17 protein-coding genes, 2 pseudogenes and 1 other annotated feature are annotated in these 20096 nt (G+C 42.1%); of the genes and pseudogenes, 4 read left to right on the top strand and 15 right to left on the bottom strand.

The annotated features are described in order from the left end of the window. Positions 1-23: 23 nt before the first annotated feature. A complete protein-coding gene (thpR, locus tag E2R53_RS19875) occupies positions 24-575 on the bottom strand; it encodes an RNA 2',3'-cyclic phosphodiesterase (RefSeq protein ID WP_133313473.1) in 552 nt (183 codons plus the stop codon). A gap of 172 nt (positions 576-747) precedes the next feature. On the opposite strand from thpR, the gene cysK reads away from it, so the two are divergent. Next, positions 748-1680, top strand: coding sequence for a cysteine synthase A (cysK, locus tag E2R53_RS19870; RefSeq protein WP_133313472.1), 933 nt, complete (start codon positions 748-750; stop codon positions 1678-1680). A gap of 230 nt (positions 1681-1910) precedes the next feature. Here the strand turns inward: cysK and E2R53_RS19865 are convergent, their stop codons facing one another. Together E2R53_RS19865 and pepV are read right to left on the bottom strand one after the other, a co-directional pair. After that, positions 1911-3089 (bottom strand): MFS transporter, encoded by a 1179-nt coding sequence (locus E2R53_RS19865; protein ID WP_133313471.1) that lies wholly within the window; start codon positions 3087-3089, stop codon positions 1911-1913. 187 nt (positions 3090-3276) lie between these two features. Beyond that, the gene (gene pepV, locus E2R53_RS19860; RefSeq protein ID WP_133313470.1) at positions 3277-4671 is read right to left on the bottom strand and encodes a dipeptidase PepV; all 1395 of its coding nucleotides are present in this window, start codon (positions 4669-4671) and stop codon (positions 3277-3279) included. A 187-nt stretch (positions 4672-4858) separates the two neighbouring features. On the opposite strand from pepV, the gene E2R53_RS19855 reads away from it, so the two are divergent. Further along, complete coding sequence (locus E2R53_RS19855; protein ID WP_133313469.1) at positions 4859-6160, top strand: NCS2 family permease; 1302 nt, start codon at positions 4859-4861, stop codon at positions 6158-6160. A gap of 308 nt (positions 6161-6468) precedes the next feature. Continuing rightward, entirely contained in the window at positions 6469-6693 is a 225-nt protein-coding gene (locus E2R53_RS19850; RefSeq protein WP_029278908.1) for a DeoR family transcriptional regulator, read from the top strand. A 102-nt stretch (positions 6694-6795) separates the two neighbouring features. On the opposite strand, the gene E2R53_RS19845 is transcribed toward E2R53_RS19850, so the two are convergent. Continuing rightward, complete coding sequence (locus E2R53_RS19845) at positions 6796-7521, bottom strand: pseudouridine synthase (protein ID WP_133313468.1); 726 nt, start codon at positions 7519-7521, stop codon at positions 6796-6798. 97 nt (positions 7522-7618) lie between these two features. Beyond that, positions 7619-9241 (bottom strand): putative polysaccharide biosynthesis protein, encoded by a 1623-nt coding sequence (locus E2R53_RS19840; protein WP_133313467.1) that lies wholly within the window; start codon positions 9239-9241, stop codon positions 7619-7621. Between the two features lie 183 nt (positions 9242-9424). On the opposite strand from E2R53_RS19840, the gene E2R53_RS19835 reads away from it, so the two are divergent. Continuing rightward, complete coding sequence (locus E2R53_RS19835) at positions 9425-10702, top strand: NAD(P)/FAD-dependent oxidoreductase (protein WP_133313466.1); 1278 nt, start codon at positions 9425-9427, stop codon at positions 10700-10702. A gap of 13 nt (positions 10703-10715) precedes the next feature. Here the strand turns inward: E2R53_RS19835 and E2R53_RS19830 are convergent, their stop codons facing one another. From E2R53_RS19830 to E2R53_RS19785, 10 genes and pseudogenes are all read right to left on the bottom strand, one after another. Beyond that, positions 10716-10898: a sporulation protein Cse60 gene (locus tag E2R53_RS19830; protein ID WP_070876571.1), complete on the bottom strand. Its 183-nt coding sequence runs from the start codon at positions 10896-10898 to the stop codon at positions 10716-10718. After that, the gene (locus tag E2R53_RS19825) at positions 10899-11138 is read right to left on the bottom strand and encodes a DUF2553 family protein (protein WP_133313465.1); all 240 of its coding nucleotides are present in this window, start codon (positions 11136-11138) and stop codon (positions 10899-10901) included. Between the two features lie 340 nt (positions 11139-11478). Beyond that, the gene (locus tag E2R53_RS19820; protein WP_133313464.1) at positions 11479-11793 is read right to left on the bottom strand and encodes a rhodanese-like domain-containing protein; all 315 of its coding nucleotides are present in this window, start codon (positions 11791-11793) and stop codon (positions 11479-11481) included. Between the two features lie 351 nt (positions 11794-12144). Further along, the gene (gene leuS / locus E2R53_RS19815) at positions 12145-14559 is read right to left on the bottom strand and encodes a leucine--tRNA ligase (protein WP_133313463.1); all 2415 of its coding nucleotides are present in this window, start codon (positions 14557-14559) and stop codon (positions 12145-12147) included. Between the two features lie 104 nt (positions 14560-14663). Then, positions 14664-14895, bottom strand: a binding site (T-box leader). Between the two features lie 169 nt (positions 14896-15064). Then, positions 15065-15388, bottom strand: a complete 324-nt coding sequence (locus tag E2R53_RS19810) for a DUF4257 domain-containing protein (RefSeq protein ID WP_133313462.1) — start codon at positions 15386-15388, stop codon at positions 15065-15067. 241 nt (positions 15389-15629) lie between these two features. Next, entirely contained in the window at positions 15630-16406 is a 777-nt protein-coding gene (locus E2R53_RS19805; protein WP_133313461.1) for a 3-hydroxybutyrate dehydrogenase, read from the bottom strand. 18 nt (positions 16407-16424) lie between these two features. Next, positions 16425-17744, bottom strand: coding sequence for a GntP family permease (locus E2R53_RS19800; protein ID WP_133313460.1), 1320 nt, complete (start codon positions 17742-17744; stop codon positions 16425-16427). An 11-nt stretch (positions 17745-17755) separates the two neighbouring features. Next, a pseudogene (locus E2R53_RS19795) lies at positions 17756-18097 on the bottom strand (CoA-transferase); the annotation flags it as partial. Positions 18098-18300: 203 nt separating this feature from the next. Then, positions 18301-18477: pseudogene (locus tag E2R53_RS19790) on the bottom strand (CoA-transferase); the annotation flags it as partial. Between the two features lie 240 nt (positions 18478-18717). Next, positions 18718-20085, bottom strand: coding sequence for a sigma-54 interaction domain-containing protein (locus tag E2R53_RS19785; protein ID WP_133313459.1), 1368 nt, complete (start codon positions 20083-20085; stop codon positions 18718-18720). Between the last annotated feature and the right edge of the window lie 11 nt (positions 20086-20096).

Here is a 20096-nt window from a genome sequence, read left to right as displayed (position 1 = left end):
AGGATGACAGGCAAACCTTTTTTTCAGCGCAGCATCACGTTGTGTATAGAATGATATTTAGGCACTTCATCCAGCTTTGTCTTGAAAAGATCCACAGAAGTCACTTTAAAGCTCAGCTTTTCAGGTGAAGGAATGAGCTGTTTTAAAAAATCATTTTCTGAGATCCATTTTCTTGCCACTGTAATATGAGGAGCAAACGGACGCTCGTCCAGTTTAAAACCAGCATCCTGACATATCTGATAAACCTCGCTGCGAAGCTCTGCGAGGTTTTCAGATTCCTCTATTCCCAGCCAGAAAATCCTTGGAGACTGCGGTCTCCCGAATGTCTGGAATTCAGTAATCTGCAGATCAAAGGAATGATAGCCGGCAAGGTTTTTCTCAAGAATCTGCTTCACCTGATTTAATTGATTTTCAGATGATGGATGGCCTAAAAAGGCCAGTGTAAGATGATAATCAAGCGGGTGCACCCAAGATTTAAACAGTTTTTCTTCCCTTAAGAGGGACGTTTGATCATAAATAGATTTTGCTACAGCTTCCTGAAGTGAAATACCTATAAAAAAATGTGTCATTGTCATTTTTTAAGACTCCTGTTCTTAATTGTTTTCAGAAGTGTCTTATTATAGCCAAGAACGCAAAAATTACTTTAGTTTTCATTTTATCAAAGATATAGGCAAGAATATAATCAAGCGCTTTGGATGGCTGATGAAAAATTATATGCTATCATATCAAATAAAGGAGCTGAGAGAAATGCGTGTAGTTGAAAATATAGCCGATTTAATTGGCAATACTCCCTTATTAAAATTAAATCGGCTGAACCCTTACAACGGAGCGGACGTCTATTTGAAGCTTGAGTTTTTCAATCCGAGCGGAAGTGTAAAGGACAGAGCCGCGTTAAATATGATCATTGAGGCTGAAAGACAAGGCCTTTTAAATAAGAACTCCACGATTATTGAACCGACTTCAGGCAATACCGGCATTGGGCTTGCAATGAACGCCGCTGCGAGAGGCTATAAAGCCATTCTCGTTATGCCCGACACGATGACCCAGGAACGAATTAATCTATTAAAAGCTTATGGCGCTAAAGTCGTTCTGACGCCTGGCGATGAGAAAATGCCGGGTGCCATCAATAAAGCGAACGAACTGGCAAAAGAAATTCCGGACAGCTTTGTTCCAATGCAGTTTGATAACGAAGCAAATTCAGATGCCCACCGCAAATCCACAGCGCCTGAAATTATTTCAGCAATGGACAAGCTTGGCAAAAAACTGTCTGCATTTGTGGCAACTGCCGGAACAGGCGGAACCATTACAGGAACTGGCGAAAGGCTGAAAGAGCATTATCCTGATTTGACTGTTCACGTTGTTGAACCAGCAGGATCTCCTGTCCTATCGGGCGGAAAACCCGGCAAGCATAAGCTTGTAGGCACCAGTCCAGGATTCATCCCTGAAATTCTGAATCAAAGCGTCTATGATGAAATTTTCAAAATTAAAGATGATCAGGCTTACGACATTACACGCCGCCTTGCCGCAGAAGAAGGCATATTGGTCGGCCCTTCATCAGGCGCTGCCTGTTTTGCTGCGCTGGAAGTAGCAAAACGTCTCACTCCTGATGATGTTGTCGTGTGCATCGCCTGCGACACAGGCGAGCGCTATTTATCAAGCGATTTATTTCTTCAGGAATAACGAAAAGCGGAATCGCCCGTTTAGCGCAGGCAGACAGATAAGGCTCAGACTGGAAAGTCCGGGTTTGACTTTTCAGGCTGAGACGTTCTGGCCGAGGACCTGGGCGATGGAGCTAGACAATACGAAAAGCGGAATCGCCCGTTTAGCGCAGGCAGACAGATAAGAAATCACCTATCCGCAGCCCATTCACTATTATCATTTCCTTAGCAGCAGAAAGAGCTGCCCGGCATTTAAACCGGAGCAGCTTTTCTCATTCTGATATTCATGATAGCTAAAACAAGTAACGCGATGGATGAGAGGATTCCAAAAAACAAATACACATATAGAATAGAAAAACCTTCTAAGATCAATCCTCCGAAAAAGGTGCAAAACCAGTTTCCGAGACCATTTCCTACAGATGAATAAAGGGAAATGGCTGTCGCCCCAACAGAAATTGGCGCAAGATCTCTCACATACTGAAGGGCTGCCGGAATAAACAAGCCGACTGAAAACCCTTGAGCGATGGTCGTCACATAAACGACTCCAAGCGGAGGTTCAATAAAATACAGAAACCATCTGATGCTTGAAATAAAAGTTGCCATCATGAGAATGTTCATCATCCCAAGTCTGCTGATCCAGCTGCTTGCGAATTTCATAAAAGGCGCTTCACTGCCTGCTGCAAGAAGAAAGGCTATGCCAATTCCAGTCAGTCCCCCGCCAAGCTCCGCCACAAAAATTCCAAAGTAAATATTGTTCGCTAAGATCGGACCGAGCACGAGAAACGCAACGAATAAAAACAAAAAATACCTTGGAACATTTGCAAGCTCTTTTATTCCTTCCCTGATGCTGATTTGCATTGTCTTATTTTCATTAGGAAGCTGATAGGCGAAAAACACTGCAATAAATAAAATAAGGGCAAACGCATAGAAGATCATGCTTAATGAAAAATGCTCGGAAAGCTGTCCGACAGCCATAACGGCAACCGCAAATCCAACCGCTCCCCACAGCCGGATCGAACCGTACTCCGTTTTCGTTTTTTGAACGTAATTCATGGAGATGCTGTCTGATAAGGGAATCAGCGCACTCTGTACAATTGCAAGGAGCGAAGCGATGGCGATCATCCAGATATATGTATCAATCATTGAAAAAACAAGTCCAAAAACCCCTGCAAGCGTCAGTGCAATTGTCAATAAAACAGTTGGTTTTTGCGTCATGTCACTCAAAATACCCCATAAAGGCTGAATTAAAATCATGACTACAGGACTGATGCTCATGATCATGCCAATCTGGCTTCCAGTAAGTCCGGCACTGTCTTTAAGATAAACCGGCAGCAGCGGAAACAGCGAACCGAAAGCAAAAAACACTAAAAAATAAAATGAATAGAAATGAACTCTAGTTGTACGATGCTCTCTTTGCAATGAATACTCCAATACAGCAGCCTTCTTTCTTTAATGTTCGCTTCAATTAAACTATAAAACCATATCAGAACACATAACCCTAATTAAATCGGGAGTTTCTATAAATGGCCAAACTCCCAGAAAAACCGCCCTCCAGTAACAGAGAGCGGCCAAAAAGCTTCTTCAATCATCCTACCACAACAGGATGGATTCGTTAACATTATTTTGCCAATTCATAAATGGCTTGTGCATAAATGGCAGTAGCTTTAAGCAGATCGTCAATGATGACATATTCATCTTTTTGATGAGCGACATCAGGTCTTCCCGGGAACATCGGTCCAAATGCCACACCAGCCTTCAGAGAACGGGCATAGGTTCCGCCTCCAATTGCAATCAGTTCAGCACGATCTCCTGTCTGTTCCTCATATACTTTTTTCAGTGTTTGAATCAATTCATGTTCAGCATCGACATAATGAGGCTTTGAATCACTGAAAGTTTCCAGCTGAAACTCGGTGATTGATTTTAATCCTTCAGAAATTCTTTCAACATCACCAGTTACAGGATAGCGGATATTCACACCAAGCTCACCTGATTTTTCACTGTCGAACGAAATGATGCCAAGATTAACAGTCAGCGGACCGCTCACCTCATCCTCACATTGAATGCCAAGCTTCTCACCGCTCGTGTCATTGCTGAAGAAGGCAACAATTTGTCTGATAAATCCTTTTCCGTTATGATCCAATTCTTCATCTGCAAGGAAGAGGGAGAGCAGAAGTCCCGCATTCTTGCCCGTGTGCGGCAGGCTCCCATGCGCAGAAACACCCTCAGCTTTAAGGGTAAGCACTCCATTTTCTTCAGAAGCGCTGCCTTTAATATCATATTGATTTAAGTACTTGTTATATTTTTCTTTAAGTCCCTGTGCATCCTCAGACTGAATCAGTGCTTCTGCATAATCAGGAACCATATTGAAGCGCCTTCCTGATTGAAAAGATAGAAGTTTTGTTCCGGCTTTGCTGCTTAGTGTTTTATCAAAGAAGTATGTAAGCTTTGCATCGATAATTCCTTTTTCAGCATTAATAATCGGAAAATCTGCATCAGGTGCAAAGCCGAGTGCAGGCATTTCTTCATGTTTAAAATAGTGATCAACACATCCCCAGTCACTTTCTTCATCTGTTCCAAGAATCATGCGGACTCTTTTGTTCAATGGCAGTCCAAGGTCTTTTACAATCTTCATCGCATAATAAGCAGCCATCGTCGGTCCCTTATCATCAATGGCTCCGCGCGCAAAGATTTTCCCGTCTCTTATTTCCGCACCAAAAGGATCGCTGCTCCATCCGTCACCTTCGGGCACAACATCGACGTGACACAGAATTCCAACGATCTCATCCCCTTGTCCCATTTCCAGGTGCCCTGCATAGCCTTCGAGATTCTTAGAAATAAAACCGTCTTTTTCTCCTTTTTCAAGCATATAAGTCAAAGCTTCATTAATTCCTTTTCCAAATGGAGCTCCTTCCTTGACTGTTTTTTTATCAAGCAAACTTTTAATACGCAAAAATTCTTGAGTGTCTTTAATAAAATCTTCTTTTCTGCTTAAAACTTCCTGCATCCAATCCATTTTCAAAACCCCTTTTCATATTTATTTCAATAGGTCCTTACCTAGTAAGATACCAAAGGACGGGGACATAAGAAAGCTTCTTTAGGAGAAACTATAAGAAGCATAAAAAGAATAATCCTTGCAATTTACCTGAAAAACGAATATTATTATAAATGTTTTGTAAAACGTTCGTTAATTGGAGGCTCTTATGTTTAAACTAAAAGAAAATCAAACGACAGTGCGCACAGAAACGTTGGCAGGTCTTACAACGTTTTTAACTATGGTTTACATTGTCGTCGTTAATCCTATTATCCTTGCAGACGCTGGTGTCCCTTTTGACCAGGTGTTTACTGCAACTATCATTGCAGCTATCGTCGGTACATTGTGGATGGCACTTGCAGCAAATTATCCGATTGCCATTGCTCCTGGTATGGGGCTGAATGCCTATTTTGCTTATTCCGTTGTCGGAGGCCATCAGGTTAGTTATCAAATTGCATTTGCTTCTGTATTTGTAGCAGGTATTCTATTTCTGATCTTATCTTTAACTCCGTTCCGCAAAAAATTGATAGAAGCGATTCCAGCCAATTTAAAATATGGAATCACAGCAGGAATCGGTCTTTTCATTGCCTTTATTGGTCTTCGCTTAACTGGAATTGTGACAGATCATCCAGAAAACCTTGTAACGCTTGGAGATTTGACTTCTCCTCCTGTCGTACTGGCACTTGCCGGTCTTGCTGTTACGCTCGTATTAATGAGTTTAAATGTACATGGCGCCCTCTTTTTCGGGATGATCATTACTGGAATTATCGCTTTCTTTACTGGTGAACTTTCATTTAAAGAAGGATTTGTTTCTATGCCGAGCCTGCCGGAAGGATTTATTATCCTGAATCCTGCTGAAGCAATCGGACAAGTGGTTCAGCACGGCCTTTATGCCGTGGTATTTTCTTTCCTGCTTGTTACAATCTTTGATACAACCGGCACGATGATCGGTGTTGCACAGCAGGCTGGATTAATGAAGGGCAATGAATTGCCGAATGCACGCAAAGCCCTTTTAGCCGACTCTGCAGCAACTACCGTAGGAGCCATGTTTGGAACAAGCCCTACGACGGCCTATATTGAGTCCTCTGCAGGAGTAGCTGCCGGCGGACGTACAGGTCTTACTACATTAACAGTTGCTGTGCTCTTCGGATTAACAGCGTTCTTCAGCCCTCTTGTCGGCGCCGTATCTGGAATTGCCGCAATTACCGCTCCAGCCTTAATTATTGTTGGAAGCTTAATGATGGGCAATATTGCAAAGATTAACTGGAATGAAATTGATGAAGCATTCCCGGCGTTTCTCGTCATCATCAGCATGCCGCTTACATCAAGCATTGCAACAGGTATTGCACTTGGATTCATTTCATACCCCCTTATGAAAATAGCAAAGGGTAAATGGAAAGAAGTCCATCTGTTCGTTTATATTTTTGCTGTTTTATTCTTTATACAGCTCGTTTTCCTTGGAGGACATTAATAATAATGTGAAAAAGCATCCATACTAAAAAATGGATGCTTTTTCTATATAAACACAAAAATGTCATACTATTCAGAATTAACTACATATAGTAAAATATGATATATAAGTTTTAACTTTATGTCATTAGATTAAAACTATGTAAAAATTTTGTTAATTCGAGCATTTCACTAGTATGAAGCTGTCGAAATCGTGTAAAATATTGTTGTAGCGTTCATAATTTAGATATGTACAGTAACATCTGCAGTAGGGGACATCGTAGGTTGTAGTAGGCTATGCCGTACGATCAAATGATAAGGAGTGGTTTTTTGAAACCTTCAACAAACCGTATGCTAACTCGTATCAAATCTGTCTACATGTTTATCCATGAAAGAGGTACTGTGACAACTCAGCAGCTTGTCGACGAATTTGGTATTACACCACGAACCATTCAAAGAGATTTAAATGTGTTAGCGTATAATGACCTGGTTCGGAGCCCAAGCCGAGGCAAATGGACAATTACACAGAAGAAGGTTAGAAAAATGTCTTCTTAATGAAGAGACTGAACAATGGAAAACCGAAACGTTTTGTATACATAAGAAAACCAGCCAATCATTATATGGCTGGTTTTTTTTCTGATGGTTTAAGTCGTTCTTTTATAATTCAACTGCTTTAGCATTCTGCAGGGCTTCCACTTCTTCATCCGTAAGCTCGCGGTACTCCCCTAATGCCAAATTTTCATCAAGCAAAAGCGGTCCCATGCTGATTCTTTTTAGGTAGGTTACTTTTTTTCCGACAGCTTCAAACATTCGTTTTACCTGATGAAATTTGCCCTCTGTGATGGTTATGTTTATTTCAGACTGCTCGTCTGCTGAAAGAATAACAAGAGATGCAGGTTTTGTCACATATCCATCATCAAGCTCTACACCTTGTTTAAACGCTGCTGCATCCTCTTCAGTCACTTTGCCGAGTATTTTTGCATAATACGTTTTGGGTACATGTTTTTTTGGAGACAACAGCTGATGTGACAGCTGGCCATCATTCGTAAGCAGCAGAAGCCCCTCCGTATCTTTATCAAGGCGTCCTACCGGAAACGGCTTGTAAACCGCGTCTTCCATTTCCAGCAAGTCAATAACGGTTTCCTGAACAGAATCCTCTGTAGCCGAGAGATAGCCGCCTGGTTTATTCAGCATCAAATAAATATGCTCCTTATATTCTACTGTCTCCCCATGTACGGTAATCATTTGCGCTGCAGGATCGACATGTGTCTTAGCATCTTTAATACTGATTCCATCCGCTTTTACTGCACCTGTTTTTAACAGCTGCTTGACTTCTTTTCGACTGCCGTAGCCGATGTTTGATAAAAGTTTATCTATTCTCATTAAGATCCTCCTATTAAGAAAAGCGCAAGCGCCCGATTAGCTCAGGCATGACAGAACGGATCCACTCGCCATCGAAGCACAAAATTTTATACTTTCTTTATTCAGCAGCCTTCTTCTTTCGATTTAAAAATGAAAAACGATTTCCCAGAAGTTTTTCAAGCAAGTGTGAACGGTGTGCAGCATACAAATAGGCTGCCGCTCCAAGACCTATTGAAATCAACAGGATAATAACAGATTGCATCTTGCCATCTGCATAATCTATGAAAATGGACAAGATCGATTGAGATACGGAAACTACAAGTGCCATAAAGGCTGTGAGAATCGCTATAAAAACCGTCCGTTTAAAAAGCAGTTTAAAGGAATAGCCGGCGTGACGGTGAATCATGGCAAAACTATATATAATAGATGCACCAAATCCGAGTGCAGTGGCCAATATCGAACCCAGGCCCTGATATGCTTCAATCAGCGGTGCATTTACTGCAAGCTTAATGATCAATCCGAACGCAAGTGATATGACTGCAAGCTTCTGCTTGTTAATTCCTTGAAGAACAGCCGCTGTAACAGTGAAAAATGAAAACAGAAGGGCTACGGGAGCAAACCATCTGAGTAGACCAGGCCCATCCGGGTCATTTTCATAAAACACCATATAAGCAGGCTCAGCAAGTATCACAAGGCCGACAATCGCAGGCAGTGTCAGAAAAATGATAATCTGAAATGCCTGGTCAATCTGCCGGTTCACAAGCGTCATGTTTTTATTCGTAAATGACTTTGTGATGGTAGGAACAAGTGTAAGACCAAAAGCAGTTGCAAGTGAAACAGGAATCATTACCAGTTTAGGCAAGTATAAAGTGACAATTGAAAAGATATCCGTTGAAATTTTTTCAAATCCGCCTGCCACCATTGCCTTATTAAAGGTATTTGTATCGATGTACGTATATAAAGGAATAGCAAGTCCAACAAAAACAAACGGGCCGGCATAGGAGAAAAGCTCCTTGAACATCCGGCCGGCCGGCATGTCAGCAGACGCTACAGCATTTTCCCTCAATGCATCAAGTGTATGTTTGCGTTTTTGCCAATAAACAAATAAGACCAGCAGCCCGCCTATTGCTCCTACAAATGCAGCAAATGTAGAATACCCGACAGCAGTGACAAGCGTTCCGTTAAACACTTTTAAAACCAGGTATGTTGAAGCGAGCAAGAAAGCAATTCTTACAATTTGCTCAATAACTTGGGATACAGCAGTCGGTCCCATAGATTGATGGCCTTGAAAGAATCCCCTGATTAAACTCATGATCGGAACAACAATCAGTGCAAGACTGACCATTCGAATAACCAGAACGGCATCATCTATCGTGGTATTTCCAAGCTCTCTCTGACCAAGCGAGCTTTCAGCCAAAAACGGAGCCAAAAAGTAGAGAATGGCAAAAGCTAAAACTCCTGTTCCAAACATAACGGAAATGCCGACTCTGAACATTTTCCTGCTGGTAGCGTAATCTCCGATGGAATTATACTTGGAGACAAATTTTGATACCGCCTGGGGAAAACCCATTGTCGCAATTCCAAGGAATACGGCGTACTGGGCATATCCTATTTGATATAATGCACCGCCGTCCTTTCCGACAAGCGCGTAAAATGGAATAATGTAAATCATCCCTAATAATCTCGATATATAGGTGCCGAGCGTTAATACTAACGTTCCTCTTAATAATTTATTCGACATTTATGAAATCACCAATTTCTCTCTGAAGATTCAACTTTTCTATTTTAACACAAGAAACCGCCATAACAATAATGTTTGTGCACAGCTCAACCGATAATAAAATGGCCGTATTTTGATTTCTTCCAGATTCAGCTATAATAAGATAGGAAATAAGGTTTTTAGAAAGAAAAAGGTTGTGAACAAATGAAATATGATGTGATCATTATCGGAGGCGGCCCTTCTGGTTTGATGGCGGCAATTGCGGCCGGCGAACAAGGTGCTGATGTACTCCTGCTGGATAAAGGAAATAAGCTGGGAAGAAAGCTCGCCATTTCCGGCGGGGGACGCTGCAATGTAACGAACCGGCTGCCAATCGATGAAATTGTAAAGCATATCCCGGGAAATGGACGTTTTTTATATAGTGCTTTTTCAGAATTCAGCAATGAAGATATCATTCGTTTTTTTGAAAAGCTTGGCATACAGCTTAAAGAAGAAGATCACGGCAGAATGTTTCCTGTAACAGATAAGGCTCAATCTGTTGTAGATGCGCTGCTTAATCAGCTGAAAAAACTTCATGTGACGATACGGACAAATGAACCTGTTGAAACAGTGGATTATAAAGAAGGAAAAGCTGCGGGAGTTCTTTTAAAGAATGGAGAATACATCAGCACAAACGCTGTGGTCATTGCAGTTGGCGGCAAAAGTGTCCCCCACACAGGAAGCACGGGGGATGGCTATGCATGGGCTGAAAAAGCCGGCCATACCATTACAGAGCTTTTTCCGACAGAAGTTCCGATTACTTCAAATGAGCCGTTCATTCAGGAAAAAACATTGCAGGGGCTGTCGCTCAGAAATGTTGCATTAAGTGTCCTGAATCCTAAAGGCAAAGTCATTAAGACCCACCAAATGGACATGATTTTCACCCACTTTGGCATCTCAGGACCTGCTGTTCTGCGCTGCAGTCAGTATGTGGTAAAAGCTATGAAAAAGTTTAAATCAACTTCGATTCAGATGAGCATCGATTCTTTCCCTGATGTAAATGCAGAAGAATTGTTCCAGCAAACAGTGAAGCTGTTAAAAGCAGAACCTAAAAAGGCCGTTAAAAATGTATTAAAAGGCTTTTTGTCTGAACGTTATCTTCACTTTTTATTGGAGCGGAACGGAATTGATCAGCAAGTGACATTTGCGAACTTATCCATGGAGAAATTGCGCGGTTTTACAGGAGACTGCAAGCAGTTCCAGTTTAACGTGCATGGAACATTGTCCATTGATAAAGCATTCGTGACTGGCGGAGGTGTATCCGTTAAAGAAATACATCCAAAACAAATGGCTTCCAAATTGATGAATGGTCTCTACTTTTGCGGAGAAATTCTTGATATCCATGGATACACCGGAGGGTACAACATTACGTCTGCGCTCGTTACAGGCAGACTCGCCGGCAAAAATGCCGCAGAATATGTAAAGGAAGCGGCTATCCTGTAGCTGCTTCCTTTTTTTAAGTTCTATATAAGACTAACGCTGAAAAACAATAAAGCTGCTCGCCATCTTCATTGCAGGCAGCCGCCACGTTGTACTTAATATCCACAAGCTGTTCGTCTGAGATTGATTTTAAAAAGTGGTTAATTTCACGTTCAAGATCTTTTTCATGCTCTTTATCAAAAACGGCTACCTTGTACATTTAACACCATCCCATATCATACCCTTCTGCATATTGCTGCTGAAGCTCGCAATTTCGTTCATAAATCCGGTAAAACCTGTCCTCTTCCACAACAAATCCGCTTTCTAATTCATATTCCCGTCCCTCAGAAGTTATGACAAGCTTCCCGATATACTCCTTTCCAATGTACAATTCCATGAAATCCCCATGGAGCCTTGCAAGCACCCGGTCCGTTACATCAAGCTTGTGATATTCAGACATATCACATCCCTCCTTATTTTATTGTATTTTGGCTGCTCTAAGATTATGATAGCGTTTTCATTGTTTGGTTGGTTTAAATGCTGAACAACCTAATCCGTTACACTGGGAGTAATATGGAAAAAAGTTAGTAATTCCTCCAGTACGGAAAGTATTTCTCCAGTTTTCGCCAGTAAAGAAGCTATTCCGGCAAGTAAAAATACGAATCTGGCAAGTAACCTATAAACTTACGCTCCCAAATTGGCGGCTCTTATTCCAGAACGCGAGTCCTAACAATCCCTTCTCAACAAATGCCGAAACAATAAAAAAAATCCCTGTTCTGAACAGGGATCCTACCTTAACTTTAACCTAATTCACTTTTGCGTTTAGTATCGCCCTTCCAGTCAAGCATGCCGCCGGCCATATTTGTAACCTTATAGCCTTGGTCCTCAAGGTATGCGCAGACATTTCCGCTGCGTCCGCCTGAGCGGCAGATAATGATATATTCTTTCTCTTTATCAAAAGCATCGAGCTTTTCAGGGATTTCTCCCATTCGAATGTGTTTTGCTTCTGGTATCATGCCTTCTTCTACTTCGTCATCCTCGCGCACATCTACAAGATTCAATGTTTCGCCGCTTTTAAGTTTCTTATGTAATGCTTCTGTCGAAATTTCTTTCATTTAGATTACTCCCTTTCACTAGCAGATGAGATTATTATACCAAAGCGGCATGAGGTCATACCAGTTTAAGACATCTATCCTGCGATAACAAAAAAGCAGGCACTGCATCAGCGCCTGCAACTGTTTTTTTAAATGTTAAACCGCCTTCTAAATGCTCGGTCAGTCAAACCCAGACTTTCGGGGGAATTCTTACTCTGCCTGCCTGTGCTGAACAGTCGGTTCCGCTTTTCTCATTGTCCAGCTACACCTCCTAGCCCCTCGGCCAGAACGGATCCGCCAGCAAAGGCAAAAAGCGCCTTTTCTGCCGAATCCTTATCTGTCTGTCGGGTCTGAACAGTCGGTTCCGCTTTTCTAGTTTGCTACGATGTTTACCAGCTTTCCTGGCACCGCAATGATTTTACGGACAGTCTTGCCGTCTACTTGTTCTTTAACTGCAGCATCAGAAAGGGCAATTTCCTGCATTTCCTCCCGTGTTGCATCTTTTGGAACATGTAATTTTGCCTTTAGTTTGCCGTTAACCTGAACGACAATTTCAACTTCATCTTCAACTAATTTGCCTTCGTCATAAGCAGGCCATGTTTCATAGGAAATCGTTCCTTCATGTCCAAGCTTTTCCCATAATTCCTCAGCAAGATGCGGAGCAACCGGAGACAATAATTTCACAAATCCTTCCACGTAGACTTTTGGAAGTACAGTTGCTTTGTATGCTTCGTTGATGAAGACCATCAATTGAGAAATAGCTGTGTTAAATCGCAAGCCCTCGTAATCTTCCGTTACTTTTTTAACTGTTTGATGGTAGACACGCTCTAAGCTGTCAGACATGTCATCTGTCACTTTTGGACTTAATGCCCCGTTATCTTCAATGAATAAACGCCACACACGATCCAAGAAACGGCGTGCTCCGTCTAACCCTTTTTCAGACCAAGCAATTGAGGCTTCAAGCGGCCCCATGAACATTTCGTATAAACGTAAAGTATCTGCTCCGTGACTTGCTACAATGTCATCCGGATTTACAACATTTCCTTTAGATTTACTCATTTTTTCATTGTTTTCGCCAAGAATCATTCCCTGGTTGAACAACTTTTGGAATGGCTCTTTTGTCGGCACAATTCCAAGGTCAAATAAAACCTTATGCCAAAATCTTGCGTACAGCAAGTGAAGAACAGCATGCTCGGCTCCGCCGATGTACGTATCAACAGGAAGCCACTTTTTAATTTTTTCCGGGTCTGCAAGATGATCTGAATTTTTTGGATCAATATAGCGCAAGTAGTACCAGCAGCTGCCGGCCCATTGAGGCATTGTATTTGTTTCGCGTCTGCCTTTTTTGCCTGTTTCAGGATCTGTCACATTCACCCATTCTTCAATCACGGCAAGCGGTGATTCGCCTGTACCGGATGGGCGGATTTCTGTTGTTTTCGGCAATGTTAACGGAAGCTGATCTTCAGGTACCGCAGACATTGTGCCGTCTTCCCAATGTATGATCGGAATCGGCTCACCCCAGTAGCGCTGACGGGAGAAAAGCCAGTCGCGGAGACGATATGTGATTTTCTTTTCGCCTTTTTTATTTGTTTCAAGCCAGTTAATCATATTTTCAATGCCGTCTTGTTTATTTAAGCCATTAAGGAAGTCAGAGTTTACATGAAGTCCATCACCTGTGTAAGCTTCATTCTCAACATTTCCGCCTTCTACTACTTCTTTAATAGGCAGATCGAATGTTTTTGCAAATTCATAGTCTCTTTCATCATGAGCCGGAACCGCCATAATAGCTCCTGTTCCGTAGCTGACTAAAACATAATCGGCAATCCATATTGGCATTCTCTCGCCATTTGCGGGATTTAGTGCATATGCGCCAGTGAATACACCCGTTTTTTCTTTAGCTAAATCTGTTCTTTCAAGGTCACTTTTGCTTTTTACTTTATTGATATAAGCGGCAACCGCTTCTTGCTGATCTTCAGTTGTAATCTCTTTTACAAGCACATGCTCAGGTGCAAGTACGGCATATGTTGCTCCGAAAAGAGTATCAGGTCGGGTAGTGAAGACAGTGAACGACTGTTCATGACCGTCAATGCCAAAATGAACGTGAGCACCTTCTGAGCGGCCGATCCAATTGCGCTGCATCTCTTTAATGCTCTCTGGCCAATCCACTTCTTCCAAGTCTTCAATTAATCTGTCCGCATATGCAGTAATTTTAAGCATCCATTGTTTCATTGGACGGCGCTCAACAGGGTGGCCTCCACGTTCACTTTTGCCGTCAATAATTTCTTCGTTTGCCAAAACCGTTCCAAGTGCAGGACACCAGTTTACAGCGACTTCATCTACATATGCCAATCCTTTTTTATATAGTTGAAGGAAGATCCACTGCGTCCATTTGTAATATTCAGGATCCGTTGTATTGATTTCACGATCCCAGTCATAAGAAAAGCCCAGACTCTGAATTTGACGGCGGAACGTATCAATATTTTTTGCTGTAAATTCAGCAGGGTCATTTCCTGTGTCAAGCGCGTACTGCTCAGCCGGAAGACCGAATGCATCCCAGCCCATTGGATGAAGAACGTTGAACCCCTGCATCCGTTTTACACGGGACAAAATGTCTGTTGCCGTAAAGCCTTCAGGGTGTCCTACATGCAAACCTGCTCCTGATGGATACGGAAACATATCCAGCGCGTAAAATTTCGGTTTGCCTTCGTCTTCTGTTGTTTTAAATGTTTTATTTTCAAGCCAGTAATTCTGCCACTTTTTCTCAACTTTTTCGTGCTTAAAACTCATATAGATCCTCCTCAAATTGGTGCGTTGCTCTTCGCTATTAGTATTCAGTCTGAACGGCTGTTCCCCGGATTAAACCGCACAACAGAAAAAAACCTCTCATCCCAATAAGGGACGAGAGGTTTGATTTCCCGCGGTACCACCCAATTTAGCGCCAGCAATAGGCACTCACTTAAGCATCCGTAACGTGGATCACGACAGACATTACTGTGCAGTCAGCACTGCAGTTGACGTCTGTAACTCAAAGGCGAGTTCACATACAATAGATGATTGACTCGCACCTGCCGTCAATTCTCTGAGCATCTATAGTCTGCTACTATTCCTTATCTCCGTTCATATCGTATACCTTTATATATTATATTTTATAGAAATTGTTACCGTGATGCAAGTTGTTAAATAAAGAAAAAAGCGGAAATCAGATGATGGGCGGCAGAGATATTCAATTTCTGCGAAATGAGAAGTGTAAGATGTTGAGAGAGTAAGAAGTGAGTTTGCTGTCATCAGGAGATTATTTTGCTTGACGCTCATTGTCTTTTTCTGGCTGCGCTGCGCTGTCCTGCTGCTGTCTGACAAAGTCAAAACTCCTTAATACCGCTTCCCCGCTGTACCCAGCGATAATAGAAAGCACGACAAGCTGAAATGAGGATGAGGGTTCTGTAGATAAAACAAGCAGGATTGAAGCTGTCATTCCCATTGCGATATCTTCCCAGAATCCTAAGTAGATAAACCGTTTCGTCATTCTTGGTTTTTCTATCCTTCCTTTCTTTTTAATATGACCGAGTAAACCCATTAACCCCCCAATCAATGACGCCACAACTACTGTCTGCAGCATAAGATCACCTTCCTAAAGCCGTAATAATTTCGGCACGCGACTTCAGGTACAAGATATTTAAGCTTCTCTTTGCTTGTACAGATTTATGAAAAAATAGAAGCTTGTTTTACTTCCATTATATGTGAATGGAGGTAAAACAAGCTTGATTAAATAGAAGGAATTTTCAGGAAACTATTTATCATACTTTTTCACTAGACCGAACGTTTTTTCGGTTTTTAGAATAAGCGATAAGTACCATTCATCACTGCACCGTGTATCCGCCATCAATGACAGCTGCCTGACCAGTCACTCCTTTTGCTTTTTCACTTGCCAAAAATAATGCATAATCAGCAATTTCAGACACTTGAAGCAATCTTTTTTGCGGGACAAGCGGATAGATGACTTCCTCCAGAACACTTTCTAAAGGAACGTTTCTTGTCTTTGCGAGATCACTCAGCTGATTTCTGACAAGCGGCGTGTCGACGTAACCGGGACAAATGGCATTAACAGTGATGCCGTCTGCAGCACCCTCAAGCGCTGCAACTTTTGTCAATCCAATCACACCATGTTTGGCACTGTTGTAGGCGGATTTTCCGGCGAACCCGACAAGACCGTTTATTGATGATAGATTGATGATTCTGCCGAATTTCTGCTTCTTCATGATTGGAAAAACATGTTTCGTAGCAATAAATGGTGCAACAAGCATCACATTGATAAGAAGCTCAAATTTTTCTGTCGGGAAATCTTCAATCATTGAGACATGCTGAAGTCCTGCATTATTCATTAAGATATGAATGGTTCCAAATTCTTCTACTGTCTGCGAAATGGCTGCCGCAATATCTTCTTCACTTGTCACATTGCATCTTATACCGATCGCCTCATACCCTGAGGCTTTCAAGGATTCGGCACTTTCGGCCACTTTTTCTTCGTTTAAATCTGTTAGGGCTACTCTAGCTCCGTTTTCTGCAAAAGCCTTTGCCATTTCAAAGCCAATGCCCTGCGCAGCTCCTGTTATAAAAACAACCTGATCTTTTACCAAAATAGTAAACCTCCAGTATTAAATTCCCAGTCCAAGAGAGAACAAGATGATTGCAAGTATTGTGCCTAATGCAGGAACAATTACGGTTAATGCACCCACAGCACCATACGCAGCCTGATGGGATTCTCCGCAAATTGCGCGGACCGTTGTAACAACATACCCATTGTGCGGCAATGAATCAAGCGCTCCGGAAGAAATCGAGATTGTGCGGTGAAGTGCTTCCGCATTGACACCCATATCCAAATAGTGAGGCGCAAGTAATGGAAGGGCAATTGCCTGGCCGCCAGAAGATGAACCTGTTATACCTGCAATAACACTGACAGCGATGGCTCCGCCGATCAGAGGGCTGCCCGGGATGCTCGTCATTGCATTGACAGCGGCTTCAAATGCAGGCACTGCTTTAGCAACGCCGCCAAATCCTACTACAGCTGCTGTGTTTCCGATTGCTATAAGAGCACCCATCGTTCCTTCGGAAACAGCGTTCCAGAACGATTTGAAATATTTTCTGTTTAATAAATAAGTCGCGATCACACCGCCAAGGAGAGCGATAATTAAAGCAGACTGCTTTAACGAATCATGGAAAATAAATGAGATGATAAGAACGACCAGCAGCGGAAGCATTCCAAGGAACGGATTCGGCAAATCACGATTTTCATTTTGAGGATCATTGTCCCTCGCTTCAAACCTTTCCCCTTTGCCCACTGCTTTGCTGATCATTCGTTTCAGCCACCAGTAGCCGAAAATCATCATGAAGATGGCAACGATTAAGCTGACTTCCCAGCCTGCATATGGAGTTGTGCCTAAAAACTCAATTGGGATCCAGTTTTGAATCTCAGGAGATCCAGCTGAAGTCATCGTAAAAGTAACAGAACCAAAAGCAAGTGCTGCCGGAATAAAACGGCGGGGCAGGTCAGCCTGTCTGAATAAGCTGATTGCCATCGGATACACAGAGAACGCTACAACGAATAAGCTTACGCCTCCGTATGTCAGTACAGCACAGGCAATAACAATGGCCAAAACAGCGCGCTTCATCCCAATTTTGGAAACGATCCACTGGGAAACGCTGTCTGCTGCACCGCTGTCCTCCATTACCTTACCGAATATGGCTCCAAGCAGGAACATTAAGTACCATGAAGTAACAAAGCTTGAGAACCCTGTCATATAATTTCCTACGAAATTGGCTTCCCCTTCACCTACAAGCTGCGGAAACAGCGGCATTCCGCTCAGAACCGCAACAAATAATGCACATAATGGACCTGCAACAAGCAGGTTCATGCCTTTCATTGTTAAAAAAATTAATAATGCCAGACCGCCGATTAACCCGATCATGCTTAACATTTACATTCCCCCTAGTCCAACTGTCTCTGTTTTAAAAGATGTTCACTGACAATCAGTTCAGGCTCTGTCACCGCCTGAATTTCTTCCACAGTATAACCGTCATAAACCTGGGCAAGCTTCAGACCATCCTCAGTCACGTCTATAACAGCCCGGTCTGTAATAATCCTGTTTACTACACCTTTTCCGGTAAGAGGAAGCGAGCATTCCTTTACAATCTTGGGAGCTCAATTTTTAGAGACATGCTCCATGATCACAACAATTTTTTTCGCACCATGCACAAGATCCATAGCGCCGCACATGCCTTTAATCATTTTTCCGGGAATCATCCAGTTTGCAGGATCGCCTGAAGCCGATCACCTCCTTGCGACAAGGTTTGGCATACCTATTCCCAAATTTACATAGTAACCGCTTTCAATTCCCTGTTCATCTCTTATTGCGATTTTTTCCCTCTGTGTATGCTTCTCTCCTGTCATCCTTTTCACCTTCATTACACTTTTTAACGGTCAATCTCTCAATCTTCTTTTGCTGTACAACTTGAATAAGACGCTGAACATAAACGATTTTTCAAAAGCAGTCCAAGACTCAAAATCATCTACACCGCAATGCTTGAGATCACAGTCAAAATCTTAACTTCTGTTTCTACTAGAGCAAACAGCAGATTTTCTGGAATGTTACAAAGACCAAATCCGTCGACCATAAGCGTTGATCCATCTTTTATTCCTTTAATGGCATCGCTAAAGGTTGATGAATTGTTTTTACCCTCCCTTCTTTGTTCTCGCTATTATATATGCAAGAGGCGTGCCAACTTTAAAAAAGAAGAAAAAGAGTAGTAAACTGTTCACAGATTCATTAAATATTCCGATTTTTCGGAAAATAAAATGAACTTGGACAAGTTTTATATGAAGTAGGCGATATGGCCTGTATAAGAAAAAGGAATAGTCCAGAATTCCGGACTCCATTCCGAAATTCTGGACTATATCGTCAGCTCATATTTTTGTATTTTCTCATACATGCTTGATTTACTGATGCCCAAAGATTTAGCCGCTTTCTGCTTATCGCCGCTCCATTTTTTTAAAGCAGCAATGATTACTCTTTTTTCCGTTTCTTCAAGCATCACTTTTAACGTAATATCTTCCGTTTCGAAGGAATGAATGTTCCGGATGTAGTCAGGAATGGCTTCAATTCCTATAATGACATCATCAGTCAGATGAATGGCCGCTTCTATGACATTTTCAAGCTCTCGGATGTTGCCTTGCCAATGATATTGATAGAAGGTATTCATCACATCTTCATGAATGCCGATAATCCGTTTGCCTGTGCGCAGGGAAATCTTCTTCATGAAGTGATTGACCAGAATCTCTATATCTTCAATCCGCTCCCTAAGCGCCGGAATATTAAACGGAATGACACTTATGCGGTAATAGAGATCTTCCCGGAAGCGATTTTCTTTCATCATCAATTCAAGCGGACGATTGGTTGCCGCAATCACCCGAACATCCAGCGGAATGCTTTTTATGGAACCAACCGGCTCGAGTTCCTTTTCCTGCAGCACGCGAAGCAGCTTAACCTGCATATGCAATGACATATCTCCAATCTCATCAAGAAAAATGGTTCCTCCATTTGCAAGCTGGAATTTCCCCTTCTTGCCGCCTTTTTTTGCCCCAGTAAACGCTCCTTCCTCGTAGCCGAAGAGTTCAGATTCAAGCAGATGCAGAGGTATAGCCCCGCAGTTTACTTTAATAAATGGCTGATCATTGCGGTGGCTCAGCTGATGAATGCTATGAGCAAATAATTCTTTTCCTGTCCCGCTTTCGCCCCTTAAAAGAACAGAGCTGTCGCTTGCAGCAATGGCTTTTACTTTTTCTTTTAATTCTAAAATTTTTCTCGAATTTGATTTAATATCATTTAACGTATACTTCGCACCCGTCTGCTCCTGCTGATCAAGATATTTTTGAATAGATGATAAATGATGCCTCACTTGGCTGTTCATTTCATTCCATTCTTTTGTATCTCTGAACATAACGGTCCCAAACGCTCCGACAATCTTCCCGTTTGCAAAGATCGGAATTCGGTTGGCAATCATGTAATTCCCTCTAATATATTGAAGATCTGCAATTTCTTCCTTTTCAGTCTGAACGACCAGATGCATTCTTGTATTTTCGATCACATCCGTTACGTGCTGTCCTTGTACGGTATTGCGGTCTACCTCGAGAAATTTGCAATAGTCTTCATTCATATAAATGACTTTCCCTTTATCATCTACAATCACTATCCAGGCAAATGCATTTTCAATAACGGTTTCAAAAATCTCTTTTGCATATGGAAAGCTTTGATTGAACATGGTTTCTCCCA

The sequence above is a fragment of the Peribacillus frigoritolerans genome, from assembly GCF_004358755.1.
Classification (GTDB): Bacteria; Bacillota; Bacilli; order Bacillales; family Bacillaceae; genus Bacillus_P.
This window is presented reverse-complemented; position numbering and strand designations above follow the sequence as displayed.